Raw genomic sequence first — 26,810 nt, forward strand, 5'->3', positions numbered from 1 at the left:
AACTTCACAGCCGACTCACTTGGGTGGGTTTTCACTCTCTTTTCTGTATTCATACAGTGTTCAAATAAATCGATATCGATCTCTTGCACAAAATTAAAATGTACAGACAATGCTATCACTCCTATTGTCAACAGAATTCTATTAAAAAAAGAGACAGCCTAGGGCTGCCTGAAATTTTAGACACTACTTTAACATATGCATGAGCAGCTTCTTAGGCTGCTTGATCATCTAACTCTTGTAACTTACCAATACGCTGGTCCGGGTCTGGATGAGTAGACGCCAGGTTAGCCCACAGCCCTTTAGTCGCACCTAAATCATAATCATTCAAGTGATCCAGGGTATAGATTAAGAATTCGCCATATCCGCACGTGTGTGCAAATGCATCGGCTTCATACTCATTCTGCCTTTTGGAATGCATCACCAAGAGAGTTCCAAACTTCGTCCATAACCACATCATCCCCACGAGAAGTACATCAATGAAGAACGCCACTACGAATGAATTCCTGAACATCCCCCCCACAAAGTAAACAAATAAGCGGTAAATAACAAACAAGGCAGAAACGATCATGTTTCCCACTGTTACAACCAAGATGAAATCTGTATCTTTTGCTGACAAATGGCCAAATTCATGTGCCAGTGTTGCTTTAATTTCTTCATCACTGAATTCTAGGATCCCTTTTGTCAGGCAAATCGTCTTTCGTCCTGTAGCAAAGGCATTAGGAGCACGATCATTACTAATAAATAATTTCACATCATCAGGAATAGAAGGATCAACCTCTTTTGCTTTTTGATAGACCTCGTTAAAAAGCGGCATCAATCGTTCTTTATGTTCCTTACGAGATAAAGGTTTACACCCTTGCTGTACCCGTAGTATCCATTCCCCAAAAGGTGAAAGCGCCAAAGCCAGTGAAATAACATACATAGTCAGGCCTAACAAAGGATCTCCAAAAATTGCCATAACAAGGATCGTATTAAGAATGAGATAAATAAAGATTCCCATGTTCTGCTTCTTCGTTAATCGCTTTGCAAAATCAAGTAAATAAATTTTCATTACCTCCTTTTTTCATTTTTTATATACCAAATAATTCATAAGTACTATTTAAGAATAACATAAAAAAATCCAAAAATCTGTAAAAAAATGTAGAAATTTCATGTTTATTGGAAGGTTTTATGCATTGTATCAGGATCTAGTTATACATTCCCTCAAGGGTAAACCGTCCAACAGGTAGTTCTCAAAAAGGAACTATTTCAGGACCACTAGATGCGGCACACGGGCAAACCTGTTTTGTCCTCACGACAATCTATATCTAGGGATACTGCTTAGCACCTTATTATGAATTCCAGCTCCATTAAGATGAGGTGAAAAAAAGAATCTCAACTCTTAACCAAACGTATGGTTAAGACACTATCCCAAAATGTATATGGGAGCTTTTTAAGAGGGAGAGCGCAGTTTACGCGATTAAGTTGTCGGGTAGAAAATTGGTATCTATTGATTTTTAAAGGTAAAATGTAGTTTACTTGAGGAGCGAATTAAATGGGTTCTTAAAGGTACTTCAGGCAACCAGGTTGAGGTCAGGCAGAGTTATTGACCCACAACATCAATTATCTTAGGGATAAGACTGAGAACCACCCCAATTGCCCTGTTTCAAAAAAATTGTAAACTTTTGGTCTTTAAGATTGAAATACTGATAAAGTGATATATACTAGAGCTATTGATTTTTTAGGAGGAGCTACATGAACATCAGAGATAATACAGTAATCTTGATTCCTTCTTATAATCCAGATGAAAAACTGGAGAAATTGATCCATGAAATTATTGAAGCAAAGTTCTCAAAAATAGTAGTGATCAATGATGGAAGCAAGATTGAAACAAGAAGAATATTTGATGCAATTTCACCACTGCAAGAAGTGACGGTGATTTCGCATTCTGTCAATCAAGGTAAAGGACGGGCACTCAAAACGGGATTTGATTATATCAGGACACATTTTGAAAATCATGGCACAGTAACAGTGGATGCTGATGGTCAGCACGCTTTAGACGATATAATTAAAGTAGCTGCCAAGCTACAGGAATCACCAGAAAATCTTGTCCTTGGGGTAAGAGATTTTTCAGGAGATGATATACCGGCACGAAGCCGTTTCGGGAACAACCTGACAAAGGTTGTTGTTAAATTCACTATGGGGATCTCCATCACTGATACTCAAACAGGTCTCCGCGGCGTCCCTTATGATATGCTTGAAAGCCTGTTAAGGGTAAAAGGCGAGCGTTATGAGTACGAGATGAATATGATTCTGGAGTGTAAAAATCAAAACACTTCTATTAAAGAGGTACCGATTGAAACAATTTATATTGAAGAAAATGAGTCGTCTCATTTTAATCCTATAGTGGATTCCATTAAGATTTACTCAGTATTTTTGAAATTTGTCTCTTCCTCATTATTATCATTCGGGTTGGACATTCTACTGTTTACGGTGTTTACCATTTTGTTCAAGGAAATCTATCCGGCTGAGTTTATACTATTAGCAACAATAGCAGCAAGGGTACTATCTTCCCTGTTCAATTACCTGGTTAACAAAAATATTGTCTTTAAGTCGGATTCCCGCAATACCATGCTCAAGTACTATTCTCTCAGCGTCGTCCAAATGTTTGCGTCTGCCTTTTTGGTATATGCAGTCTATCAAATCATCGGAAACGGGGAAGTCGCAATTAAAATTGTACTCGACTCTATACTATTTTTAATCAGCTATGTAATTCAGAGGGATTGGGTATTCAAAAACCGCTATTACAAGAGGCAGGTGAACTGATATGACAGCCATGTTTCACTTTCTCCTCCTCTTCTTATCACTTGGCGGATTAGGTCTTGCCATACACCAAAGGCTTAAAATCCACAGTGCGTTTATCCCGATTTTTCTATATTCAGCCATTACATTCATACTGTTCATAGCCGGTATTTTAAATGTTTTGCCGCTCGCGGTTAAAATCATTTATTATACCGGTTTGCTTGTGTGGCCTGTCTTCCTGTATATGTATCTTAAAAGAAAGTATACATTTTATGTGAAAGACCTGTTTTCACCTGCCATCCTTTTCTTTGCTAGTGCAACCGCTATTTTCATGTTCTGGCTTGAAGGTGTCTATTTCACACACTATGACAATTTCAGCCATTGGGCTTTGATTGTTAAGGAAATGTACCTTAGGGATGGTCTTCCGGATGACAGCACGGTGATTTCTTTTCGTAATTACCCTCCAGGCACAGCTGTATTTATTTATTTTATCCTGGAGATTGCCGGATACGCTGAAAGTTATGCAATAATGGCGCAGAACTTCCTAATGGCTGCTAGTTTGGCTGTGCTTTTTGTCTACACAACGTGGAAAAAGCCAGCTTATATACTGCTCACTCTATTGATTGTCATCGGCCTAGTTTCTTTGGAAATGTATAGCATTTATAACCTAATTGTCGACAAGGTTCTCGGAATGGTCGCTTTCACTTCTGTCATCATTGCATACTTTTACCGGAAAGACTGGAAAAAAAATCTGCTAGTGAACGTGCCAGTACTGGTTTTGTTGATATTGATCAAGGATAGCGGAAAGTTATTCTTCGCTTTTAATGCACTGTTAATCCTGGGCCTGATTATCCGAAATGAAGTAACAAGAAGAAAAGTCAGTTTGGAAAAGGGGAAATTTCTCGGTAAAGTATCTGCTATTCTTTTCGGAATACCTCTAATCGTTAATTACTTATGGCTCAAGTATACGGAAAAATCCTATACTGCTTCTTATGAAGATAATAAATTTGCTGTTACAGGTTCCAAAGTCACATCTCCTAATAAAAGCGAAGGATTCGTGGAAACTTTATTTCCAAAAATGATGGAGCGGCTGATTAATTTAGATACACATATCTTCCTGATTTTCACTGTAACCAATGCCGCTTTGATTATCAGCTTCATTGTGTTTTGGCTTGTAAACAAGAAAGCTTCCAAGCTGCTTTTCTATGCTTTTCTGTTTTGCAACATGACGTTCGTTGCCTATATCGGTTCACTGTATCTTATGTATTTATTTTTGATGCCCGAAAATGAAGCAGCAAGGCTGGCTTCTTATTACAGATATTTGACTACGATTGTCATTTATATAGGTGCGATAGGTTTGGGGGCGGCTTTGCTTGAATGGAGCAAACTGTCCAACAAAGGATTGAAAACGGGGCTCGCTGTTCTATTGGCCATACTGATTTACTACCCAACCTATGAAAAAGTGGAAGCGGTCGCAGGCAAACCAGATATCAATGACTCCATTCGGCTAAAAGTCAAACCGGCGGTCAAAAAAATTATCGATACCGACCATAATAATCCGGACATATTATATTACAGCCCGGAAAGCGATGGAGATGGAGGGTATCTGGCCTATATTGCACTCTTTGAGCAGCTCTCCCAAAACTACAAAGTCATCACGAAGTGCGAGAACTCAGAGGAAGCGAATCTGTTCAATTCAGAATTAGAAAAAGCTGACTACCTCGTTTTGATCGGAAACGACGGCAGCCAATGTCTCTCTCCCTTTATACCTGATGATGTGGATGAAGGTATTTTCAAGGTCTTAATGGAAGACCGGAAATTAAAGCTTGAACCGTTGGAGTAAACTCTCCTGTTGCGTTATGGCCACTAAAAACCCCCAGCCTCAATGAGACAGGGGGTTTTTAGTGGCAGCTCTTTCTAATATCGGATTGTGTATAGGGATTCTTTCTAAAATATGAGTAACTTCCTGTTGCCGACGTGAGGACGTGTGGATAAAAATACGCAAAATATAGATTAAAATATACGGTATTGCTATCTATATAGAGCGGTTTTTCTTCCCCTTCACCTAATAATTTCTCGTTTCATTTTTAGAGCGATTTTCACCCCATAAAACGCAAAAAAAGGTCCACCTCCCTGAATTACTAGAATGTTAATCTGTAGGGCTTTTTTATGTACTGGTAAATACGTTGGCGTAGCCTGGTAAATTCCTTGGCGAAGAGTGGTAAAAAAAGATGGCAAGGGTGGTAAAATCTCTTGGCTGTAATCAATAGGCATTGGGGGGCTTTTCTTTCCACCTTCACGTGCCTCTGTCAAATACTCGTGATGCAATAGAGACAGGGTCACATTCTTCTTTTGTAGTTCCTTATGCACTCTTTCCCAATCAATTGTAAAGTACCCTTTCTCAACAGCCTGTTTCTCTGGGAAGAGAAATGCTTCTAGCCATGGTGTTGGTCATGGTGTCATTCAAGCTTTCTACGCCAAGTTTTTTGGCACGTTGAATGACATCTGAAACTGTATTCCTTGAGTGCCCAGTGCTAGAACTAATCGTTCTTTGACTGACTTCTTCAAAGCGAATTTCCAGAATCTTTCGGTAATTAACCATAAAAAAGCCTCCAGTATAATAGTGGCCCTGCATTCCGCAAAGGGTGGCTCTTTCCTCCGCAATGACTGGCTCAAAACTCCGCATAAGTGGCTCATTTTCACTGCAATAATCAATTTCTTCTTTCTTTCCCCTCTTCTAAAAAGATACCAGTTTACTAGCCGGTTCCATAACTATTTGAATTTCTTATCCAGTAAATACTTTGTAATCCAATAAAACATAATAGCAAAAGCAATTAAGTAGACGGGATGTTTAAAGAATTTAACAAAATCGTTATTCATGCCAAAAAATCCTGTGACCAGGGTAAACGGCAAAAAGATTAATGTAATCATTTGAGTTTTATTGTAAAGCTGGTCGCTTTGATTACGTTTCCGATGCCTTCATCATGTGATTCCAATATCTTTCGATAATGAATCATACAAAAATACCTCCTAAATAATAATGGCAGACCTGAAGGTGAGCTCAATGATTATACAGAAGGGATAGTGGTGTAAGCAAGCAGCTTGTCATTTACTAGTATATTTCTTGTCACTTGGTGGTAAATAGAATGTCATTGGTGGTACATTTCACTGGCCGTAATCACAAATTAATCAGCAAAAATTGTATCATTCTACTTGATGGTCACAAGTGCGGTAGCTATATTTGCATAAAAATATAGCTTTTTTAACTGTCCACTTTCTTGACTGAAGTCCAAATATAATAGAGCCAAAAAAATGAGCATGGCAAATATATCCGCCGAGCCATTAAGCCCGGCGGGTAACTTGCATTAACTCACTAATTCTTTTGATTTCTAAAATTCTTCTCAAGCCGGCATGTTTCCTGGCAAAGCTCTAAAAAACCAGTTTTTTGTCCAGTCTAGTTCCACCTTACTTTCGAAGCACCGGCATAGCATAAAGCAATATTAATCAGTTACATGTTTTTAAGTTATCCTTAATATAAGATGAAATTTCAATTAGTTTATCTAGTTCTAAATCGTCACCTGATAAATTAGGGATGCCTGGCCATGTGTTATCTTTCCAAACCTCGCCAAATAATTCAGTTTCACTTTCATATCGTGGTATTACATGATAATGCACTTGTTTATCAACCATCATAAGCATTAAATAATTCATAATATCATATCTTAATAATTGCTTCATTGTACTTTCAATAACTTTAATTACGTTATTCAGATCGGTAAACTCTTCCTGCTTTAATTCACCAAATGTTAGACATTCTCTTTTCAATGAAAGAATCCCAGCACCTAAAGTAGATTGATGCGGTCTCAAAGACCATAGCCAATACTCTGTTTCATAAATTTTAAGTTCTTCAGTTTTAAACTTCCCTTTAAAATTGGATAGTTGATTACTCATACTGCTCATCACCTCCATTTAATCTTCTAATGAATATTGATTTTCAAAGTAATTTTGATATTCGCCACTAATAATTTTCTCCCACCATTCTTTGTTATCAAGATACCATTGAATAGTTTGAGCAATTCCAGTATCAAATGTGTAAGTAGGTTTCCAACCCAATTTTTCTAGTTTCGTAGGATCTATAGCATATCGTTTATCGTGGCCTAGTCGATCTTTAACAAATTCAATTAACTCTTCGGATTTACCTAAAGTTTTTATTATAGTTTTAACTACTTCTAAGTTGGTCCGTTCATTATGACCACCTACGTTATAAACTTCACCATTTACACCTTCATGTAGTACTAAATCAATCGCTGCACAGTGATCAATTACATGTAACCAATCACGAATGTTTTTCCCATCTCCATAAACAGGTACCTTTTGCTCATTTAGAACACGTGAAATTGTTAAAGGAATCAATTTTTCAGGAAAATGATATGGCCCATAATTATTCGAACAGCGTGTTATATTTACTGGTAGGCCATAAGTTTCATTATACGCACGTACTAATAAATCTGATGATGCTTTACTTGCACTATAAGGGCTATTAGGCTGTACCGGTGTTTCTTCTGTGAAAAACGTTGCAGGGTCAAAATCTAACTCACCATAAACTTCATCTGTTGATACGTGAATAAATTTTGTAATATCAACTGCTCTTGAGGCATCTAATAACACTTGTGTCCCGACTATATTGGTTTGCACAAAGATCCCTGGATCCGTAATGGAACGGTCAACATGGCTTTCTGCAGCAAAATGAACAACATAGTCAAATTTTTCCTTTTCAAAAAGTCCCACAATTGTTTCACGATCAGCAATGTCCGCTTTAACAAAGTGATAATTGTCTTTTGTTTCAATATGTTTGTGCTTTGTTAAATCCCCAGCATAGGTTAATAAATCTAAATTATAAATGTCATAGTGAGGATACTTGTCCACCATGTATTGAACAAAGTTACCGCCGATAAACCCGGCACCACCTGTAACAAGAATTTTTTTTCGTGCCACTTATTTCACCTCTTGTGCTAATTCATTTAAATAATGTTTTAAGGCATCCTGCCACTTTGGTAATGGCTCAAAGCCATTGTCAATTAGCTTTTGCTTTGACATCCGTGAGTTTTTTGGTCTAACAGCTCGTGTTGGATATTCTTCAGTTGAGATAGCGTTTACCTTAACGTTCTTATTGGCTTGTTGGAATATTTCTGTAGCAAACTCTGCCCATGTACAAAAGCCTTCGTTTGATGCGTGATAGATTCCATATTTTTTAGTTTGTATCATATCGATTATTAACCGTGCTAAATGAAATGTATACGTTGGTGAACCAAATTGATCTCCAACAACATTTAACTCGTTACGAGTTTCAGATAATCGAAGCATGGTTTTTATAAAATTATGTCCATTGATTCCGAATACCCATGAAATACGAACGATAAAATACTCTTCAAGTAAATCTCTTACAATCTTTTCTCCCTCATATTTCGTTATACCATAATAGCCTACTGGATCAGGTTTATCAGCTTCTTTAAAGGGCTCTTCTCCTTTACCATCAAAAACATAATCAGTACTTATATACATTAATTTTGCATTAACTTTCTTAGCTGATATAGCAAGAAATTTTGTACCTAATACATTTACATTCCAGCATGTTTCTTTGTCATCTTCAGCTTTATCAACCGCTGTATATGCTGCACAATGGATGATTACATCAGGATTTGTTTTTTGGACATATTGATATACTTCTAATTCATTAGTAATGTCTAAATAACCTCTTCCAATTCCTGTGATATTTATTCCGCGCTGTTTACCTTCACGTACAACATCATGACCAAGTTGGCCTGTGTAACCAGTTACTAAAACTTTCATAATAACCTACTCTCCGTAATTAAAATTATTTTCAGTATCTTTTAACAGAGGTACTTTTTGATCTTTTTCTGAAAGAATAGGTGTTATATCAAATGGCCAATCAATCCCAATTTCAGGATCATTCCAGATAATACCTCGATCATTTTCGGGTGAGTAAAGCTCGTCCACTTTATACTGTACCTCAACATCATCTGTTAAAGTCATGAAAGCATGTGCAAACCCTTTTGGTACTAATAATTGCTTTTTATTTTCTGCAGATAATTCAATTCCGAACCATTTCCCAAAAGTAGGACTACCTTTTCGAATATCGACAGCAACATCAAAGATTGACCCTTGTGTACAACGTACTAATTTTGTCTGTGCTTTAGGATTTAACTGATAATGTAGTCCTCTTAATGTACCTTTAGCCGCAGAAAAAGATTGGTTATCTTGGACAAAGTTTAAATCAATTCCAGCCTCAGAAAACTTTGCATCACTGTATGTTTCCATAAACCAACCTCGATGGTCCCCAAATACCTTTGGTTCTATAACTAATACACCCTCTAAATTCGTTTCAATAACCTTCATACTTCACCTCTTACAATTAGTACTTTATTTCTCCATTTGCAACTTTTAATAAATATTGACCGTACCCCGTTTTAGAAAACAATTCACCAGATTCAATTAACTGCTCCTTCCCAATCCATCCATTAATATAAGCAATTTCTTCAGGTGCAGCAATTTTAATCCCTTGATGCTCTTCTACAGTCTTAACAAAGTTAGTTGCTGAAACTAAGCTTTGATGAGTACCAGTATCCAGCCATGTATATCCTCGACCTAAAAGTTCAACTTCAAGATCTCCAGTATTTAAATAGGCTTCATTAACTGATGTAATTTCTAATTCACCACGTTCAGAGGGTTTAACTCCTTTGGCAATCTCTACAACACGGTTATCATAAAAATAGAGACCAGTAATAGCATAATTTGATTTCGGAACTTTAGGCTTTTCTTCTACACTAATTACTTTGCCTTCTGCATCAAATTCTACAATTCCGAAACGTTCAGGATCTTGTACATGATAGCCAAAAACAGTTGCTCCAGATACTTTGTTTGCTGCACGTTGAAGGATTTTCCTCATGCCACTTCCATAATAGATATTGTCTCCTAATATCATAGCAACAGAATCTTCACCAATAAAATCTTCACCAATTAAAAAAGCCTGAGCTAATCCATCCGGGCTCGGCTGTACTTTATATTCTAAATTCAATCCAAATTGCGAACCATTGCCCAACAAAGCTTCAAAACGTGGCGTATCTTCTGGAGTTGAAATAATTAATATATCTTGTATTCCTGCGAGCATCAACGTTGATAACGGATAATAAATCATCGGTTTATCGTATATTGGTAGTAATTGTTTACTTGTTACCATTGTTAAAGGGTATAAGCGAGTTCCACTACCCCCAGCTAAAATAATACCTTTCAATATGAATTATCCCCTTTCTGAAAGTATTAATAAATCTAGATTATCTTTTTACTAAATGTTTCACGTTATTAAAAGTTCTTATAATCTCTCTCCTCTTAACTAAAAGATAAACACCATAAACAAATAAATAAAAGACTACGCCAATCCATGAATTTATAAACCAACTTATTAGAATAAATAATGTTGACATTAACATTTCAAGAAATATATCTTTATACACTGATATTTTAAGTATTCTTGATATAAATACTTCTGCCAAAGCGGATCGAAATGCCAAAAGTACTACAATAGACATAATCGTTAATAAAAGATTCTTAAAGACAAGAGTCATCAAAGTGGTAAGCATGATACTCAACAGTACTGAAACTACATTAATAGTAAGCATCAATTTCTCTTTGCGTAATGTTTTTAAATAAGTATTGATCAGCAATGCCATCTTTCCTTCATAAACACACATCGGAAAGAGAAGAGCCATATATATTAAACTATCGGCATATTGTGGTAACCATATTTGTAGTATTTCCTTTAATGGATAGTAAACAACTAGTATTCCAAGAAGTACAACCATTAAAATAGTTCTCATGGATGAATATATACTTGGAAGGTTATCCTTATTAGTACGTCTTAAAATAGGGAACAGAATAATGCCAACTGCATTGATTAAAGTAATCATTAAGTTTGAGATACTCAATGTCAATGATACTTTACCAAAAGTTGCAACATCCCAAGTTCGTTCAATACCAAAACGCACCACACCCACGATAAACATACTAGCTATATTTGAAAACATTAATTTTATACCTACGCTAATGTTTTTCGCAGCCTCTTTAATACTAAAATAGAAAGTATTTACACGATTAAATACTATATCTTTAATGCAGTAAACTGAGTATCCCAGTGAAATTAGTTTTCCAAGTAAATCGGCAATAATTAATATTTGAAACTGCCTTACTCCACCCAATAAAAATAAAAGAATTAGAATACAATAAAGAACCTTTTCCATAATTGTTATATGGGCATACTCTTTTATTCTATTTGTCGCTTGCAAAATATATATGGACATTAATCTTACATTAACTATCAGCATGCAAATTGCCGTCATTTCTACAATAAATAACTTATTCCCATCAGTAAAAAGCAAGGTTGAAGTAATAATTAGTATTAATCCTATTAAAACTTGTACAACTACCAGCATCCAAAACTGCGAGAAAAACAATTCTTTATTTAACTTTTTATAATCAATACCACCATATCTTAAATATATCCCATCATTCCATCCAAAGTGTAAAAAACCAACATAAGATGCATAGAATAAGTATAATTGCCAATATCCGTATTCCTCTACTCCAATCAACTTTGGAACAATTAGAATCACTATCGCAGAAATAATCATTGAAATAAGATTAGATGATAGGGCATATGAAAAATTTTTTACAAAACCAATAAACTTTGTATTCATCTCTAATTCCCCGTCATTTACAACTTATATAATAAAAGTATTGAAATAAGTTGTAAGATTAATTCTTAAATATTTAAATTGTATTAACAATAATCTAACAACTCTTAGTAAAATTATGAATTAAATCCTTCTAATATTTTTTTTCTTCTATTAAATTAGACCGATCAGCTATTAGAGCCAGAATTCCTCCAATTATCAAAACACTCCAAAATATCGATGGCCTCAAAAACCATGCAAAAAAGGATAAAGCTACTAATGAAAAAGTAACTGAAACTAAAAGTAGGCTAAATATAGTTTCCTTTGCACGGGCAGTGCGAAATGTCACATCGAATACGAATCCCAAAATGAATATCACAAGATAAGCACCATAATTGAAATCATATATCAACTCGCCAATATACGTTAATACATTAGTTGGTATAGGTGTGTTATAAAGGTACTCTCCAATAAAATTCACATTATAGTTTACAAACCCAAACTGATCCAGCATCATATAAAAAAACCTAAAAGTTGCGGCCCCCCAATGACTATGAATTGGGTCTTGTAAATATTCATTCAATACAGCTATAGGAGCACTAAAATAAAAAACTATACTGTATATCGTTTTATTGCTACTATTTAGTGATTTCATAAACTCACTAGCATATGGTAGAGATAAGTCACCGTTTGCAGATCTACTCCAAGTGATTAAAAAAAGAACAGAAATTAAAAGCAAACCTAATACTTTAGTTCTGTTAACATGAATCTTTTTTACTAAATTACTTTTTTTCCATTTATCAAACCCAAAAACTAGCGGAGAGATAAACAATAAAGCTCCAGCTATAAGAATTCCCCTTGAACCTGAGGTCAATTGACTTAGAATTAATAATATTACTGGAAATATTAGTACCTTTTCGAATCTATATTTATATAAATATATTCCACTAAATACTAATGCGATAAAAATAAATCCTCCGGTATTTAATCCACTATCATATTCCATTTGTCCAGTTATCGAGTCAGTGTAAACTTGACTTATATTTCCAAATAGACTCAATCCATATGTTTGTACAACAAATAATAGTTTTGGAATTATTCCAATGGCCGATATTAGCGAAGAGATTATAATATATTTTTTTAATAATTTTCTCTGTTTATTTAAATTTTTTATACTAATACTTTCTTTACTTACCTTTTTTTTAGGTAAAATAGCCCCAAATAAACAACCAGTTACAAATATTAACTGTGCAGATATAATAACAATCCAAGTAGTAATTGATAAATCATTAAAATAAATTAATTTACTTTGATGAAGTGATACACTTAGTATCCAAACACTTAAATAGATAGTTATTGGATTAGCCTTATATTTATAAATTTTCCTGCTAATAAAATAGCAAGAAACACTTACCATAAGAAATAATAGAAACATATTACTCTCCCTCAGACCTATCGAAAAAGTTTATAAATTTTCAAAACAATAAAGTCAGAATACTAATTTAATATTTCCTAATAAGAGTTGATAAGGTCTTTAAAAAAAAGTTACCCGTATTTTTTCGAAAATCATTATCCTTAATAGAAAAGCTAAAATATTTTGCTGCTCTTATTAAAAGCAAAGGAATCAAAGCTATTATGGAAGATTTTATATAGTATTTAAAGTAGTATATTTCACTTTGAACTAAACAAGTGTATGAGAATGCCTTTATATGTTTAGTACTTTGTCCATGTGCATGTACTATTTGACTATCAGGCAAATAAATTGTTTTATATCCTTTTTCTTCCATTCTAATTCCAATAATTAATTCTTCTTGATAAAGAAATGTATTTTCATCAAAAGGAGTAATTTCCTTAACGCAACTTTCACTCATCATAAAGCAACATCCAGATACCGAATGCACTTCAAACGGTTTAGTTAAATCCTGATCTAGAGCGCAGAACTTTCTAACAAATTCCTTAACGAATGGATAAAAAATTGTTTTTCTCAGCAGGTACATATATTTTTCTTTTAATCCCGTTTTGACACCCATATTAATCATTTGTAAATTTCCATCTGGTAAATATATCTTAGGTCCTACAATTCCTACTGAGTTATTTTCGTTTAAGAACTTCCACATTTGATATATACTATCTTTTTCGAATAATATATCACTGTTTGATATAAGTACTTCTTTACAGCCATCCTTAATAGCTTGTTTAATCCCAACATTGTTTCCAGCTGAATATCCATCATTGATCTTCTTTTGGATAAATGTAATTCTAGGATCATTTAACAGTTGATTTACTTCATCTGTTGGACCTACGGGTGATGCATTATCAACAACATAAATATGATATTTACACTTTGTCTCATTACTAAAGATACTATTAATACATCTAGTAGTTTCATCCCAATTTATATAATTCAAAATTACTATTCCTATCATATTTTCTCCTCAAATTCTACTTAGGACTTAAACCTTGCTTGGAAAGTAAAAGGCCTACTGAATATCATTAAAGATTCCGTTCCACTTTTCTTTTATATATTCTTCACTGAACTTACCACTATTGGCCTTTTCATATGAATTTAGTGATAACCTCTCTAATTCATTTCTATTATTTTCTAAATAGCTTAGCTTCTCATATAAAAAGTTCACAATATTATCATCAATATAATCCGAGTGAATTGTACCTTTTCGATTTCTCCACACTTCAAGATTTGGCAAATTATCATAGTTAAAGTATCTGAACTTCGGAGACGTAAGATACCCATTATAGTCATTCGATACCATTTCTGGTATTGCATATAAATCTGTAGTAAGTATTGTATTTCCGGCTTTCATTGCCTCTAATACTACAAGAGAAAAACTGTCCTGCCTACTAGGATTAAGCAAAATACAAGACTCGCTATAAATTTCATTCAATTCTTCTTTATTAAAATTAAAATCGAATAAGCTTATATTCTTGTTTTGATTTATCTCATTTTTCACACTATCATCTAGCGACTCTTTCTGAGTGATAATTTTCAATTTAATATTATTTTTCCCTTGATTTTTTAATCTTTTAAAGCAATCTATAATATCCTTACCACCTTTAAGGTTAAAATTAGATGATATATATAAACATTGAATATCACTATTATGACTTTTCAAATGAATTTTTTCGGTACTTACCAATTCGTTACTTTCTATTAATGGATAAATCTGTTCAATATTGACTTGTGAAGGTATCTCGTAAAAAGAATGTAATGTTTCATAACATGCTTTTGACAAACATACAATAGACATTAAATTAGGGTCATTTAAATACTTTTTTAATTTCGCTCTTCCTAATAATGTTTTATTTCTGCCTGTAGAATAATGGACTAAGGCCAAGGGGTTTTCCAAGTATATTACGTATTTATTATCTGATTCCAAGAATCTATTATAACTAAATGCAAAATTTGCATTTTCGTTATTTGCTTTTATTCTTTGTATAACTCCTAGATGATCTGCTAGTCTAGATTTAACTATTTCAAATAAGATTATTCTTAAGTTAGATTTTGTATCATACACTTTTCTATTTTCATTTATAAAATGAATATTATCAAACTTCGTATTAAACAACCTTGTTAAGAAACCTCTAGATTTATTTGCTACATAAACTTTTTTCATTTTTATACTCCCTCACCTACTAGCAAAGCACTTCTATCCTATTATAGATATTCTTTAAACCCTATCTCGGTATTGTAGATTTCCGCATGAACTGCTGATTTTTGTTCCTCTATTGATGGTAATTTCATGTAATTACCATATCTGAATTCAAGATAATTTTTTATACAAGTTGGCCCCATTAAAACAGTATCTTCAAAGGGAACATCAATTGTATGTTGAAACATACTCCGATCAAAGATACCTTGTTTAAAATTAGCCTTAGTAATGAAATAACAATATGCGAAGTTTTTGTTTAAACTATTATACTTGTAAATTAGTTTATAACATTGTTTTGAAATAAATTTATTGGGCAATACACTTAATAACTTTAAAGCTACTTTCTGTTTTAGATTTTTAGGTTTCCAATTTCTTTGTGAAAGTGCAACTAGTGTTACATATTTAGATGCATAATAAATCGCCTTCTGTATTGACTTATTATTAGGACATTTATGAAGAATCATTATATCAACATAAATCCCATGGTGCATATCTTTACGGTCTTTATAAACTTCTTCAATGAATGTTGTACCATTCATTCGGACTTTTGCATATTCTAGATAGTCGTTAACAATTTTCCATTCCTGTAGTACAAACTTATCACTATTTTTCCGATTAAACACGGCCTTGAATTTCTCATAATTATTAGGTGTCATAAATATGTCAAGATCGTCATCCCATGGAATAAACCCCCCGTGTCTAACAGCTCCTAGAGCGGTTCCACCCATAATATAATATTCAATATTATTTTCGCGGCATACCTTATCAATAAATTTCATGGTTTCTAATATTTTATTTTGAACATCTTTTATTGTTTGCTGATTCATATTGTCATTCCTTTATTCATACTTTAAAGAAGTTAACCTATATAAAATATTATATCTTCTTTGCTAAGTAATAAAATCTACCCATTAATCTCTTCATTAAAGGAACCTTTAACATTAATTTGGCTATATTCTTTATTATCTTAAAAACTGTATCTTTTATTTGGGCACTTACCTCATTACTATTCCACCTGTGTGGGTGTGTGCTGACTATAACTGAGTCACCACTAGTAATTACATCGTAGACTCTATTTAGGTCTCCTAGTGATGTATTCTTGTCATCACTCTTCACCACATCATTATTCTCAGGATCAAATATTATTTTCCAGCCATATCCGGCATCAGAAATATATTTGTAATTAATATTTATTCTATTCTTAAAATCTACCATAATTTCGGAAATGTATTTATAAGTTTGTGCCACTAATTTATCTCTGAAAAAGTCACGATTTGATGAATATCCTTCTCTCTCGATAACAGGATTCCCATGTTGACAGACAGTTTCTATGGAAAATCCGTGTTTTTCAAAAAGATCTACATATGTTTGAAACTCTTGTTGCGCTTTTTTTATGTCCCCTTTATTACTATCCATTACATCATGATGATAAGAAACTTCGTGGCCCAAACTTTGAATCTTTTTTAAAATATCTACATTCTTTTTATTTTCAAGTAAATAAGCTTGAACATAATACGATCCTTGATGTGAATACTTACTTTCAATTTGTGCCAACTTTAATGCTTTAGAGGGATTGGTTTCCACATCATGTTTTAGTATTAAAAAGGGATTTTCCTGTTTAGTTTTCAGCACAGATGCAGCAGTTACACTATTTATTCCATTGTCGCTTAACTTCTCACAAAAATATTCCCATTGTTTATACACGAACATTTTCTTTTTCTCCATTATAAATCTTATTCAAAACATCTCTTAATATAGTTGAAGATACATTCTGGGTATATGGTAAAAATTCAACACATCCACCGCGTTCACGCATAAAATTATCCACTTTTTCGAAGACATCGCTGCCCTTCCAATCATCCCCTACGAACATTACGTCAAAATTATATTTCTTATAGGCTTCTATTTTATCTCTATTTACCTGCGGAACAACTTCATCAACATACTTAATAGATTCAACGATTGCTTTACGTTCTTCATAAGGAATAATGGGTGTTTTATTCTTATATTTCATTACAAGTTCATCCGTACTAACTGCTACGATTAAATAATCACATTGCTCCTTTGCTCTTTTCAATAAATTCAAATGGCCATTATGAAATAAATCATATACACCTGCTGTATAGCCCACATTATATTTTTTTTCCATTTCATACACTCCTTAAATTATTATTTTTATATTCACTCTTTCTCGCAAATTTCTTGAAGATAAATCCTCTTAATCTATTGGGCATTAATACCTGAAGAATCAGTCTGATCAATACGTTTTTAACAAAAGTAACAAAAGTAGTAATTCCACTATTGAACATATACCTTTGAAGTTTAGCTTCACTTTTAAAATACTTCCAACCACCGCGGCGACTATACATTTCTCTTCCAACTCTTACTAAGACTAAGGGCTCTTCTAAATTCATAAAAACAGCACCACTCTGATACATTCTAATCCAGAGATAATAATCCTCATTGTGGTACCAGTCTTTATATCCCCCAGCCTTTTTCACTTCGGATCCCTTAAACATAACCGTCATTTGATTGAAAGGACATCTTTTTTTCAGATACTGCTTAATTTCTTCATCATTCTGTGGCACTTCTCTAATGCCCACAATGTTTTCGACAGAATTAATAAATTCTTTTATGTTACCACCAATGATGCTAACGTTCTGATTACTTTCAAAACATTTGATCTGCTTTTCAAATCTATCCGGCACACTAATGTCATCTGCATCCATTAAAGCAATTAAATCATTGGTGCAGTTTTCCAAACCAATTCTACGAGCCTCACCATGCCCTACATTTTCTGACAGCCTGATTACTTTAAAAAATGGTATGTTTTCATACTTTTCTATTACTTCATTTGTAGTATTTGGGACTGGGCCATCAACAACCAATACAATTTCATCAGGTATTCTAGTCTGATCTATAACACTTTCTAAAGCTTCTTTAAAATGCTCAGAATTATCGTATTTATAAACACACATTGATACAGAAAACTTTGTATCTACCATACTAACGTTTTCTTTTTTGAAAGCCATTTCATCCTCCTGCAGTATAAAAATTAACTACCTGTTTGCAATTGTTTGCTTTCTTCCATACCAGAAAAATATTCTTCTTCACTTATCTTTTTTTCTCTAAGAAGATAATCACCAAAATCTTCAGCCGTGTCCATTCCTTCCGCACTAATACCATCTCTAATGAAGACTTTTGTAATTGTTAAAAAAATGATTTTCCAATCATGTATAAAAGTGATATTTTGGACATATTCATGGTCTAACGATAATTTTTCTTCCCATGTAACACAATTCCGACCATTAACTTGAGCCCAACCAGTGAGTCCTGGCAACACATCATGTCGCTTTTTTTGTTCTTGTGTCATAAATACCATATCTTTTACAAGTTGAGGTCTAGGCCCAACTATAGACATATCACCTTTTAAAATATTAAATAGTTCTGGTAACTCATCTAATGAAGTAGCACGTAGTAACTTTCCAAACTTAGTCAACCTAACACTATCGGGAAGTAAATCACCGTTTTCATCTTTCTCATCTGTCATCGTCCGAAACTTATACATTGTAAAAATCTTCTCATTCAAACCCGGCCTTTGTTGCTTAAATATAATAGGACTTCCGAGCTTTGCCCTAACCAGAACAGCAACTACTAACAATACCGGGCTTAGGATAAAGATAGCAATTAATGATAGGATAAAATCCATCGGTCTTTTTAATAACCTTCTATAAATACCACCTTTGGAAATCTTCATTATTCTAACCACAACCCTTTGATATTTTTTACGACTCTTTCTAAGTCCTCATCCGTCATTTTCGTATCCGAAGGCAAACACACACCATTCTCGAATAACTTCTCGGAAACACCCATACCAACAAAGTCATACTTCGCAAAAAACGGCTGCATATGCATTGGCTTCCACACTGGTCTTGATTCAATATTCTCTTCTTCAAGAGAATCCATAATGTCGATTGGCCTTATCTTGCCTGTCAAAGTCATCGAGCTTAGCCAATAGTTTGGTTTATCCCAATCATTACTAGGCATGAATTCAACACCATCAAGGTCACCAAGCTCTCTTTTATAGAACTCAAAAATGTAGTTCTTCTTGGCAACTCTTTGGTCTAACACTTTTAGCTGACCTCTACCAATCCCAGCCACAACATTACTCATTCGATAATTAAACCCTAATTCACTATGTTGATAATGCCTAGCTTGGTCACGAGATTGAGTGGCCCAAAATCTCGCCTTAGCAATTCTTTCTTCATTATTAGAAACAAGCATTCCGCCCCCAGAAGTTGTAATAATTTTGTTTCCATTAAAAGAGAAGATGCCATAGTCACCGAAAGTTCCAGTATGCTTACCTTTATAGTAAGTACCCAGAGACTCAGCCGCATCTTCAATTACCGCAACATTATGCTTCTTACAAATTTCCATTATCCTATCCATATCTGCGGATAGACCATATAAATGAACGACAATAACTGCCTTCACTTCTGGATACTTTTCAATCGCTTCTTCCAATGCTTTCGGACTCATATTCCAAGTTTCATAATCACTATCTATAAAAACAGGAACTGCGTTTTGATAGATGATTGGATTTGCAGTAGCAGAAAAAGTAAGTGTAGGGCAGAACACAATATCCCCTTCCCCTACTCCCGCAGCTTTAAGAGCTAGGTGAATAGCAGCTGTTCCAGATGAAAGTGCTGCTGCAGATTTAGAGCCAACCTTCTCAGCAAGCTCTCTTTCAAATCCATTTACGTTTTCACCAAGGGGAGCAATCCAGTTTGTATCAAAAGCTTCCTTAACATATTGCATTTCGTAACCTTCATCACTCATATGTGGTGAAGAGAGGAATATTCTTTCTTTCACTTTTGTCGATTCCATTTTCTAGACTTCCTTCCCTAGTTAAGTTAATATTTTAGTAGATTAGGACTTATTTAGAAGATCTTCCTTCTAACCAACTACTAAACCACTAAAATTGTTATCTACTACTGATAGCCAGCTCGTAATATCTATTCAATCAATCTATAATTCTAAATGCCCCCTCATATCCTTGTCTCACAAAGTTTCTAGCGTTCATTCTAAGCGCAATTCTCAGTTCCCGAAACGCTACTCTTCCTATGTCGCAATATTCACACTAAAAAAACCGTCAAATCAACGTTTTCAAAATCCATTTATTCACAAACAAGTGTTTTTATATCTATTTATCTAAATCATAGTAACCTCAAAACCATTATAAGTAATAGATAATATACATATATTGTATAATTAGTTGATTACTCAATGAAAACCATATAATATATAGATGCTATCTCTTAAGCATTCTGACTTGCCACCAACATTCAATCAGCAAAAGGGAATTAGATGTATATCAATAACACAACCTTGTCTGTCCCTTTAAATAATCATCTACAAAATCGGAACTCTACCTCCTCGTCTTCCTCACCAGAGTCACCTTCCTCATGCTCACTAGATTCAACATGCCCATCAACATAAGTAATATCTCCAATAACAGGACACACCTCACTAAACTTCACAAAATAAGAGGTGAACCTCAAATCAGAATGCTCCACCTCATTAATAACCCATTCTTGATGGTATTCATTTTCCAGCTGCAACCGATTAGCTTCACAATCTTCTCCCTCAGTCTTCTCCATAACCCCCAACAAAGAAATACTGCAATCGAACTGAAAATTCCAATTATGACAACAACAGCCATTAACTCAATAAGAGTGAATCCATGCTTCTTAGAAACAAAAGAAATGACTCTCTTTAACCACTTCATACCTTGATCTCCTCCAACAATTTATAGAAATAATGTTAAAGACCAAGATGTTTAAAGATTAAATCCATGAGGTTGTTCGAAAAAACAACCCAATATCCAAAAAACTATATAATAAGGAAAAAACTAGCCTTTAACAAACTAAAGCCCAACCTTCTCCTCACGCAAAATACCCTCCAAATAAGCCAAAACATTCCCCTTCAAATCCTCACGCTGAAGTGCGAATTCGACAGTAGCCTTAATAAACCCAAATTTATCCCCAACATCATAACGCTCACCTTTAAACTCACAACCAACAACCATCTGCTGCTCATTCAATTTCTTGATGGCATCTGTCAACTGGATTTCACCGCCTGCTCCAGGAGGGAGGTTTTCTAGCACTTCAAAGATTTCCGGTCTTAAGACATATCGTCCCATGATGGCATAGTTAGAAGGGGCTTCTTCTCTCTTCGGCTTTTCAACCAGGTTATCGATTCCGAACACACCCGGTTCCATCTCCCCGCGGCCGACTGAGATGACACCATATTTCGATACATCTTCGTCTGCCACTTCTTGTACTCCGATAACGGAAGAGTTATATCTTTCATATACTTCAATCAATTGTTTAAGACCTGGCTTATCAGGTGAGTTGACGATATCATCTCCAAGCAAGACAGCAAATGGCTCATCCCCGATGAAACGACTCGCACATCCAATAGCATGTCCCAGTCCAAGTGGTTCTTTCTGGCGGATATAATGTATATTCGCCAGCTTTGAAATTCCTTGAATTTCTTCAAGCTGCTCAAACTTCTCTTTTTTTACAAGTGTTTCTTCCAGCTCATAGGATTTATCGAAGTGATCCTCGATCGCTCTTTTGCCCCGGCCGGTTACGATAATGATATCCTCGATACCGGAAGATACTGCTTCTTCGATGATGTATTGAATGGTAGGTTTATCGACAATCGGCAGCATCTCTTTTGGCTGTGCCTTTGTTGCCGGCAAGAATCTTGTACCTAATCCAGCCGCCGGGATAATTGCTTTTCTGACCTTTTTCATTTCATCCACTCCTTAGTTCGCACTTTTCACTAATAAGGTTTCTTGTTTATTCGCCAAGTCCAACACATACTGTGCTAAATAATGAGGTTCAAAGCTTGCATGGTTTTCAACCAGGTTATAGATTCTTTCATAATCAAACTCAACCGTTTTACCGATAAAGATCTTTGGAAACACCGCTTCACTGTGAACTTCATTTTCGCCTAACAGCTCTTCATACATCTTCTCACCAGGACGGATACCGGAGAATTTCAATCCAATTTCCTCTATTGTATAACCGGAAAGTTGTATCAAGTTTTTCGCTAAATCAACGATCTTCACCGGTTCCCCCATATCTAGGACGAATATTTCTCCGCCACGGGCAAGAGCTCCTGCCTGGATGACAAGACGTGAAGCTTCCGGGATTGTCATGAAATAACGGGTCATATCCGGATGGGTAACCGTTACCGGCCCGCCTGCCTGGATTTGCTTTTTGAATAGCGGGATGACACTTCCTCGGCTTCCCAGTACGTTTCCGAAACGGACGGCTACAAAGTTCGTCCGGCTTTCTTTATCCAGGTGCTGGATGACCATCTCCGCAATACGCTTCGTTGATCCCATAACATTGGTTGGGTTAACCGCCTTATCAGTGGATACCAAGACAAACGTATCTACGCCGAATGTGTCCGCTGCTTCAGCGACATTCTTTGTTCCGATTACATTGTTCTTCACTGCTTCTTTCGGGTTATACTCCATGAGAGGCACATGCTTGTGTGCTGCTGCATGATAGACAACATCCGGAGCATGTTCTTCCATCACTTCAAAGATACGACTGCGGTCCTGAACATCTGCAATAATAGGTATGATTTCAAACTCATGTTGATATTTATTACGCAGCTCCATATCGATCGTGTAGATGGAATTTTCTCCGTGGCCTAACAATAGTAGCTTTTTCGGCTTAAACTTGCTGACCTGACGGCAGATTTCGGAACCGATCGATCCACCTGCACCGGTGACAAGGATCGTTTTCCCTGTGAGCTTTTGTGAAATACTCTTCATATCCAGCTCAATTGGATCTCTTCCCAAGAGGTCTTCCACTTGAACTTCACGGAACTGGTTGACAGATACCTTTCCAGTGACTATGTCTTCAATCATTGGCATAATTTGCGTTTTCGCTTTTGTTTTGCAGCATTCTTGATAGATCTTTTGAATTTCTGTTTTACTAAGAGACGGAATCGAAATAATGATATTCTCTATGTTGTGCTTTTCCACTATAGCTGGAATATCCGAGGTCCCTCCCTCAACTTTTACACCATAGATTTGCAGTTTTAGTTTGGTTAAATCATCATCGACAAAAGCAACCGGTTCGATTTCTGTATCATTGTTTTTCAAAAGCTGACGAACAAGCATCGTTCCTGCAGCACCTGCCCCAATAATCAACGCTTTCTTCTTTTCTGTTTTTGATTTTATATAGGAATCACGATACATCCTCCATGCAAATCGCGATCCCCCGATCAGGATCACGTGCATCATCCATGTAATTCCCATGACACGGACATACACATGGCCCATAACCGCTAACTGTACAACAGAGGCTGCAACAATCGAAAACGTAACGGCTTTGATGATCGCAATCATCTCACCGATACTGGCATACTCCCAGGCCTTGTGATAGAGATGATAAATAAAAGCAAATAAATGATGACTTACCAACAGGGCAATCGAACTGACAGCCAGAATCGGCAGGGTATAGATACTCAAATAAGGATGAAGGATGTAATACCCAAGATAAATTGCACTGATGACAATCGCGGAGTCTAGTAGCATCAACAGTGATACCCTTTTCTGATAACTCAATGAAATCCCTTCTTTACTGATTATTTTTCTTGAACATTGGCAAAGTATAAATATGTAATGAAAAGCCACAACCATTTGGTTATTATCCTTTCATTACATATCTCATAGGTTAGTTTGTTTTCTTTTGCAGCCGTGTCTCGATTGCTTTTGCGATTAATTTTTGTATTTCTTCCAGCTTCTCTATCGGAGCATCTTGATAGATGTATCGGACAGTTTTTTGAATGGTCTTCGGCATCTCATGAAACTTTTTCAAAGAAAATCTCCTTTATTGGTTTATTACATTCACTTAAGGGTAAATAATGGGCATCTAACCCATCCTCACACCATACTATTGACAATTGATGTCTAAGGTCTGACAGTTGCCAGCCCACAGCATGATCGAGTGCCTCCAACGATAACGGGTAGGAGACATAACCAAGTTTTTTGCATTTGTTAATATTTTCACATTAAGTTGAATCTTTCCAAAAGAAAAACTAGCTCACATATAGCTAGTTTATTCATTTTAGAACAACCCCAGAAACTTCTTCTTTTTAATAGGTTCGGGAATTTCCCTGAATATTGTTTGTCCATCTATTAATAGTTCTGCATTTTCTATGAAGTAGTAAAGTTGATCAGTTCCATACTGTTTTTCAATTAATACCATGGCTTCTTCCATTTTAAAGCCTCTGTTATGGACATTATGCGCATCTGATGCGATAAAATGAGCCAGGTTGGCTTCAATGATCTGTCTGGAGAACTTTTGAATGTTCTTTCCGAAATAACCAGTCAGGCTGGAGGCCGTTACCTGCGTGGATGCTCCATTCTTCACAAGTTCATACAGTTTCTCCGGTCTTTCTATCAGCTCGGAATTACGCTCTGGATGAACGATGACTGGATTTAATCCAGCTACCTGCAAGTCATAAAGAAGTCTGTTTGTATACCTCGGCACATGGTTGGATGGGAATTCAATGAATACGTATTGTGACTCGCTTGTCAGCGGCAGAATTTCTCCATTTTTATAGTCCTCTACCACTTCTCCATAGATACGGACTTCCTGCCCTGGAAGGATCGTTAGGTCAATCTTTTCTTTTTCCAATCTCTCATTCACACTATTTACGAGAGGAAGGATGTCCGACTTGCTATTGTTGTACTTCCCGTTTTTATGATGGGGGGTCGCGATGATGGTATGAATCCCTTCATTTACGGCTGCTTTTGCCATTTCGACACTGTCTTCCATTGTTTTCGCTCCATCATCAATTCCCGGCAATATGTGACAATGTATATCGATCATCCTATTCCCTCCTCTGTGTCTTAAGTCCTATATCGTTGGCTTTTCTAATGATATCATTTCGACATATTTTGTAAACAGGTTATTTTTGTCGAATCTTGTCTAATTCGTTCCGTAGTAATAATAATAGCTGGTTTCTGATTGTTTTTTATTATTAAGCACGACTCCTAAGAGCTTTGCCTTCGCAGCCTGAAGGCTTTCCTTCGACTTTTTGGAAGCATCCATTTCTGTCGTTCCACTTGAAACTACCAGGATCGTTCCATCACACTTATTCGCCATGACTTGAGCATCTGTCACTGCCAAAACAGGTGGCGTATCAAAAATGATGATGTCATACTCTTTCTTTGCTTCTTCCAGAAATACTGTCATCGCCTTGGAGCTAAGTAGTTCGGCCGGGTTCGGCGGTATCGGACCGCTCGACATAATGTGAAGCTTTTCAATTCCACTGTCTTTCACGGTTTCTTTCAACTCCGACTGCCTTGTCAGCACAGTTGTTAAACCAAACGTATTGGTAAAGTTAAATGTATAATGGACCGTCGGCTTTCTCATATCTGCATCGACTAACAGAACGGTTTTTCCTTGCTGCGCAAACACGACAGCCAGGTTGGCCGCGGTTGTCGATTTACCTTCTCCAGGACCAGATGACGTAACCATTAATGTGCGGTATTCTTCGTCCACTGTTGAAAATTGGATATTTGTCCGGATCGTTCTAAACTGCTCAGAAACCGGAGATTTTGGGTTAACTTTGGTGATTAGTTTTCTTTGATTGCTGTTGACTGCTTTCTTGTTACGCTTAAACACTGGCACTTTCACCTCTTCTTCTAGCCGTTCTTTCTTGGCGGTGTGCTATTTTTGAAAATTCTTTATCATCCATACGCGGGATTACACCCAACACCGGAAGCTCCAACCCTTTTTCGATATCCTGCTCGGTTTTGACTGTGTTATCTAAGTACTCAAGTAAGAATGCCAATCCGACACCCGCCATCAACCCTACTACTAAAGCAATGGCAATATTTAATAGAGGCTGTGGTTTAATTGGTGATGGATTTTCTCCCATTTCCGCTTTTGCAAGGATGCTCACGTTGTCCACGTTCATAATTTCGACAATTTCACGCTGAAAAACTTCTGCAATTTTGTTGGCAATTTCTGCTGCTTGTTTTGGATTTTCATCTTGAACGATTACATTTACAACTTGCGAATTTTGCTCACTTTGGACGGTGACTTTTCCATTTAATGCATTGGCTGTCATATCCAAGTCTAGTTCCTCTACCACTTTATCCAAAATAGCAGGACTTTTCATGATTACATTATAGGTGTTAATTAATTGAAGGTTTGTTTGTACTTCTCCTACATTATAATTGTTTTGCTCCTGATTCGATTTATTTACCAGCAGCTGAGTTGAAGACTGATATATTGGTGTTAAAACAAAATAACTGACCGCGGCACTAACCGTTACTGCAATCAGAGTCAAAATCAAGATCATGCTCATTCTCTTCTTTATTGTTGCAAATAACTCTTTTAAGCTTATCGTCTCTTCCATGATAGCCTCCTAAACTCCTTTTATATAAAATCCTGTTGTATTATATCATATTGCGTTGGGATATATCGGAAAAATTGTTGTCTTTTACTGAAAAAATTGTCATAATTTTAATAGATTTGTAAAAACCACTTTCTTAGTACTAATTAAACATCAT

The 26,810-nt window shown here is 35.5% G+C and carries 27 protein-coding genes; 2 read left to right on the forward strand and 25 right to left on the reverse strand.

Annotated features, from left to right (window positions below):
* Positions 1–211 precede the first annotated feature (211 nt).
* Positions 212–1,051 carry a zinc metalloprotease HtpX gene (locus V1502_RS18830; protein ID WP_409252125.1) on the reverse strand — a complete coding sequence of 280 codons (840 nt, stop codon included), beginning with the start codon at positions 1,049–1,051 and terminating at the stop codon, positions 212–214.
* Between the two features lie 683 nt (positions 1,052–1,734).
* On the opposite strand from V1502_RS18830, the gene V1502_RS18835 reads away from it, so the two are divergent.
* Together V1502_RS18835 and V1502_RS18840 are read left to right on the forward strand one after the other, a co-directional pair.
* A complete protein-coding gene (locus V1502_RS18835; RefSeq protein WP_409252126.1) occupies positions 1,735–2,805 on the forward strand; it encodes a glycosyltransferase in 1,071 nt (356 codons plus the stop codon).
* Between the two features lies 1 nt (position 2,806).
* Positions 2,807–4,624 carry a hypothetical protein gene (locus V1502_RS18840; protein WP_409252127.1) on the forward strand — a complete coding sequence of 606 codons (1,818 nt, stop codon included), beginning with the start codon at positions 2,807–2,809 and terminating at the stop codon, positions 4,622–4,624.
* A 558-nt stretch (positions 4,625–5,182) separates the two neighbouring features.
* Here V1502_RS18840 and V1502_RS18845 read toward each other — a convergent pair.
* The 24 genes from V1502_RS18845 to V1502_RS18960 form a co-directional block, all read right to left on the reverse strand.
* Positions 5,183–5,383, reverse strand: coding sequence for a hypothetical protein (locus V1502_RS18845; protein WP_409252128.1), 201 nt, complete (start codon positions 5,381–5,383; stop codon positions 5,183–5,185).
* A 170-nt stretch (positions 5,384–5,553) separates the two neighbouring features.
* Complete coding sequence (locus tag V1502_RS18850) at positions 5,554–5,712, reverse strand: CorA family divalent cation transporter (protein WP_409252129.1); 159 nt, start codon at positions 5,710–5,712, stop codon at positions 5,554–5,556.
* A 573-nt stretch (positions 5,713–6,285) separates the two neighbouring features.
* Entirely contained in the window at positions 6,286–6,732 is a 447-nt protein-coding gene (locus tag V1502_RS18855; RefSeq protein WP_409252130.1) for an HIT domain-containing protein, read from the reverse strand.
* Between the two features lie 18 nt (positions 6,733–6,750).
* Positions 6,751–7,776 (reverse strand): dTDP-glucose 4,6-dehydratase, encoded by a 1,026-nt coding sequence (rfbB, locus tag V1502_RS18860; protein ID WP_409252131.1) that lies wholly within the window; start codon positions 7,774–7,776, stop codon positions 6,751–6,753.
* Complete coding sequence (gene rfbD, locus V1502_RS18865) at positions 7,777–8,631, reverse strand: dTDP-4-dehydrorhamnose reductase (protein ID WP_409252132.1); 855 nt, start codon at positions 8,629–8,631, stop codon at positions 7,777–7,779.
* Positions 8,632–8,637: 6 nt separating this feature from the next.
* Positions 8,638–9,198, reverse strand: coding sequence for a dTDP-4-dehydrorhamnose 3,5-epimerase (gene rfbC / locus V1502_RS18870; RefSeq protein ID WP_409252133.1), 561 nt, complete (start codon positions 9,196–9,198; stop codon positions 8,638–8,640).
* 16 nt (positions 9,199–9,214) lie between these two features.
* A complete protein-coding gene (gene rfbA / locus V1502_RS18875) occupies positions 9,215–10,093 on the reverse strand; it encodes a glucose-1-phosphate thymidylyltransferase RfbA (RefSeq protein WP_409252134.1) in 879 nt (292 codons plus the stop codon).
* A gap of 40 nt (positions 10,094–10,133) precedes the next feature.
* Positions 10,134–11,552, reverse strand: coding sequence for an oligosaccharide flippase family protein (locus tag V1502_RS18880; RefSeq protein ID WP_409252135.1), 1,419 nt, complete (start codon positions 11,550–11,552; stop codon positions 10,134–10,136).
* A gap of 130 nt (positions 11,553–11,682) precedes the next feature.
* Positions 11,683–12,963 carry an O-antigen polymerase gene (locus V1502_RS18885; RefSeq protein ID WP_409252136.1) on the reverse strand — a complete coding sequence of 427 codons (1,281 nt, stop codon included), beginning with the start codon at positions 12,961–12,963 and terminating at the stop codon, positions 11,683–11,685.
* Positions 12,964–13,030: 67 nt separating this feature from the next.
* Positions 13,031–13,954, reverse strand: coding sequence for a glycosyltransferase (locus tag V1502_RS18890; protein ID WP_409252137.1), 924 nt, complete (start codon positions 13,952–13,954; stop codon positions 13,031–13,033).
* 54 nt (positions 13,955–14,008) lie between these two features.
* Positions 14,009–15,160: a glycosyltransferase family 4 protein gene (locus tag V1502_RS18895; protein ID WP_409252138.1), complete on the reverse strand. Its 1,152-nt coding sequence runs from the start codon at positions 15,158–15,160 to the stop codon at positions 14,009–14,011.
* 41 nt (positions 15,161–15,201) lie between these two features.
* Positions 15,202–16,023, reverse strand: coding sequence for a phosphorylcholine transferase LicD (locus V1502_RS18900; RefSeq protein ID WP_409252139.1), 822 nt, complete (start codon positions 16,021–16,023; stop codon positions 15,202–15,204).
* A 49-nt stretch (positions 16,024–16,072) separates the two neighbouring features.
* Complete coding sequence (locus V1502_RS18905; RefSeq protein ID WP_409252140.1) at positions 16,073–16,906, reverse strand: hypothetical protein; 834 nt, start codon at positions 16,904–16,906, stop codon at positions 16,073–16,075.
* The gene (locus tag V1502_RS18910; protein ID WP_409252141.1) at positions 16,893–17,345 is read right to left on the reverse strand and encodes an adenylyltransferase/cytidyltransferase family protein; all 453 of its coding nucleotides are present in this window, start codon (positions 17,343–17,345) and stop codon (positions 16,893–16,895) included. Before V1502_RS18910 ends, V1502_RS18905 begins: the two co-directional genes overlap by 14 nt.
* 1 nt (position 17,346) lies before the next feature.
* Positions 17,347–18,228 (reverse strand): glycosyltransferase, encoded by an 882-nt coding sequence (locus V1502_RS18915; RefSeq protein WP_409252142.1) that lies wholly within the window; start codon positions 18,226–18,228, stop codon positions 17,347–17,349.
* A 23-nt stretch (positions 18,229–18,251) separates the two neighbouring features.
* On the reverse strand, positions 18,252–18,953 hold the full coding sequence (locus V1502_RS18920; RefSeq protein ID WP_409252143.1) for a sugar transferase: 702 nt from the start codon (positions 18,951–18,953) through the stop codon (positions 18,252–18,254).
* The gene (locus tag V1502_RS18925) at positions 18,953–20,068 is read right to left on the reverse strand and encodes a DegT/DnrJ/EryC1/StrS family aminotransferase (RefSeq protein ID WP_409254393.1); all 1,116 of its coding nucleotides are present in this window, start codon (positions 20,066–20,068) and stop codon (positions 18,953–18,955) included. Before V1502_RS18925 ends, V1502_RS18920 begins: the two co-directional genes overlap by 1 nt.
* 685 nt (positions 20,069–20,753) lie before the next feature.
* On the reverse strand, positions 20,754–20,984 hold the full coding sequence (locus V1502_RS18930; RefSeq protein WP_409252144.1) for a type IV pilin protein: 231 nt from the start codon (positions 20,982–20,984) through the stop codon (positions 20,754–20,756).
* Between the two features lie 138 nt (positions 20,985–21,122).
* Positions 21,123–22,016 carry a UTP--glucose-1-phosphate uridylyltransferase GalU gene (gene galU, locus V1502_RS18935; RefSeq protein ID WP_409252145.1) on the reverse strand — a complete coding sequence of 298 codons (894 nt, stop codon included), beginning with the start codon at positions 22,014–22,016 and terminating at the stop codon, positions 21,123–21,125.
* Positions 22,017–22,028: 12 nt separating this feature from the next.
* Complete coding sequence (locus tag V1502_RS18940; protein WP_409252146.1) at positions 22,029–23,849, reverse strand: polysaccharide biosynthesis protein; 1,821 nt, start codon at positions 23,847–23,849, stop codon at positions 22,029–22,031.
* 109 nt (positions 23,850–23,958) lie between these two features.
* Positions 23,959–24,102: a hypothetical protein gene (locus V1502_RS18945; protein WP_409252147.1), complete on the reverse strand. Its 144-nt coding sequence runs from the start codon at positions 24,100–24,102 to the stop codon at positions 23,959–23,961.
* A 249-nt stretch (positions 24,103–24,351) separates the two neighbouring features.
* Positions 24,352–25,119, reverse strand: a complete 768-nt coding sequence (locus V1502_RS18950; protein WP_409252148.1) for a tyrosine-protein phosphatase — start codon at positions 25,117–25,119, stop codon at positions 24,352–24,354.
* A gap of 99 nt (positions 25,120–25,218) precedes the next feature.
* Positions 25,219–25,917: a CpsD/CapB family tyrosine-protein kinase gene (locus V1502_RS18955; protein WP_409252149.1), complete on the reverse strand. Its 699-nt coding sequence runs from the start codon at positions 25,915–25,917 to the stop codon at positions 25,219–25,221.
* A complete protein-coding gene (locus V1502_RS18960) occupies positions 25,910–26,656 on the reverse strand; it encodes a YveK family protein (protein ID WP_409252150.1) in 747 nt (248 codons plus the stop codon). The genes V1502_RS18955 and V1502_RS18960 overlap by 8 nt, the downstream gene beginning before the upstream one ends.
* Positions 26,657–26,810: the final 154 nt, after the last annotated feature.

This window comes from Rossellomorea sedimentorum, assembly GCF_046237645.1.
Classification (GTDB): domain Bacteria; phylum Bacillota; class Bacilli; order Bacillales; family Bacillaceae_B; genus Rossellomorea; species Rossellomorea sedimentorum.

Bases quoted from the DNA above. Each gene is read 5' to 3' on its own strand.
- V1502_RS18890 (WP_409252137.1), bottom strand. From the start codon at position 13,954: ATGATAGGAATAGTAATTTTGAATTATATAAATTGGGATGAAACTACT.
- V1502_RS18880 (WP_409252135.1), bottom strand. From the start codon at position 11,552: ATGAATACAAAGTTTATTGGTTTTGTAAAAAATTTTTCATATGCCCTA.
- rfbC (WP_409252133.1), bottom strand. From the start codon at position 9,198: ATGAAGGTTATTGAAACGAATTTAGAGGGTGTATTAGTTATAGAACCA.
- V1502_RS18900 (WP_409252139.1), bottom strand. From the start codon at position 16,023: ATGAATCAGCAAACAATAAAAGATGTTCAAAATAAAATATTAGAAACC.
- V1502_RS18930 (WP_409252144.1), bottom strand. From the start codon at position 20,984: ATGAAGTGGTTAAAGAGAGTCATTTCTTTTGTTTCTAAGAAGCATGGA.
- V1502_RS18885 (WP_409252136.1), bottom strand. From the start codon at position 12,963: ATGTTTCTATTATTTCTTATGGTAAGTGTTTCTTGCTATTTTATTAGC.
- V1502_RS18830 (WP_409252125.1), bottom strand. From the start codon at position 1,051: ATGAAAATTTATTTACTTGATTTTGCAAAGCGATTAACGAAGAAGCAG.
- V1502_RS18910 (WP_409252141.1), bottom strand. From the start codon at position 17,345: ATGGAAAAAAAATATAATGTGGGCTATACAGCAGGTGTATATGATTTA.
- V1502_RS18855 (WP_409252130.1), bottom strand. From the start codon at position 6,732: ATGAGTAATCAACTATCCAATTTTAAAGGGAAGTTTAAAACTGAAGAA.
- V1502_RS18920 (WP_409252143.1), bottom strand. From the start codon at position 18,953: ATGAAGATTTCCAAAGGTGGTATTTATAGAAGGTTATTAAAAAGACCG.
- rfbD (WP_409252132.1), bottom strand. From the start codon at position 8,631: ATGAAAGTTTTAGTAACTGGTTACACAGGCCAACTTGGTCATGATGTT.
- V1502_RS18895 (WP_409252138.1), bottom strand. From the start codon at position 15,160: ATGAAAAAAGTTTATGTAGCAAATAAATCTAGAGGTTTCTTAACAAGG.
- galU (WP_409252145.1), bottom strand. From the start codon at position 22,016: ATGAAAAAGGTCAGAAAAGCAATTATCCCGGCGGCTGGATTAGGTACA.
- V1502_RS18840 (WP_409252127.1), top strand. From the start codon at position 2,807: ATGACAGCCATGTTTCACTTTCTCCTCCTCTTCTTATCACTTGGCGGA.
- V1502_RS18915 (WP_409252142.1), bottom strand. From the start codon at position 18,228: ATGGCTTTCAAAAAAGAAAACGTTAGTATGGTAGATACAAAGTTTTCT.
- V1502_RS18850 (WP_409252129.1), bottom strand. From the start codon at position 5,712: ATGATTACATTAATCTTTTTGCCGTTTACCCTGGTCACAGGATTTTTT.
- V1502_RS18905 (WP_409252140.1), bottom strand. From the start codon at position 16,906: ATGTTCGTGTATAAACAATGGGAATATTTTTGTGAGAAGTTAAGCGAC.
- V1502_RS18950 (WP_409252148.1), bottom strand. From the start codon at position 25,119: ATGATCGATATACATTGTCACATATTGCCGGGAATTGATGATGGAGCG.
- V1502_RS18960 (WP_409252150.1), bottom strand. From the start codon at position 26,656: ATGGAAGAGACGATAAGCTTAAAAGAGTTATTTGCAACAATAAAGAAG.
- V1502_RS18845 (WP_409252128.1), bottom strand. From the start codon at position 5,383: ATGGTTAATTACCGAAAGATTCTGGAAATTCGCTTTGAAGAAGTCAGT.
- V1502_RS18835 (WP_409252126.1), top strand. From the start codon at position 1,735: ATGAACATCAGAGATAATACAGTAATCTTGATTCCTTCTTATAATCCA.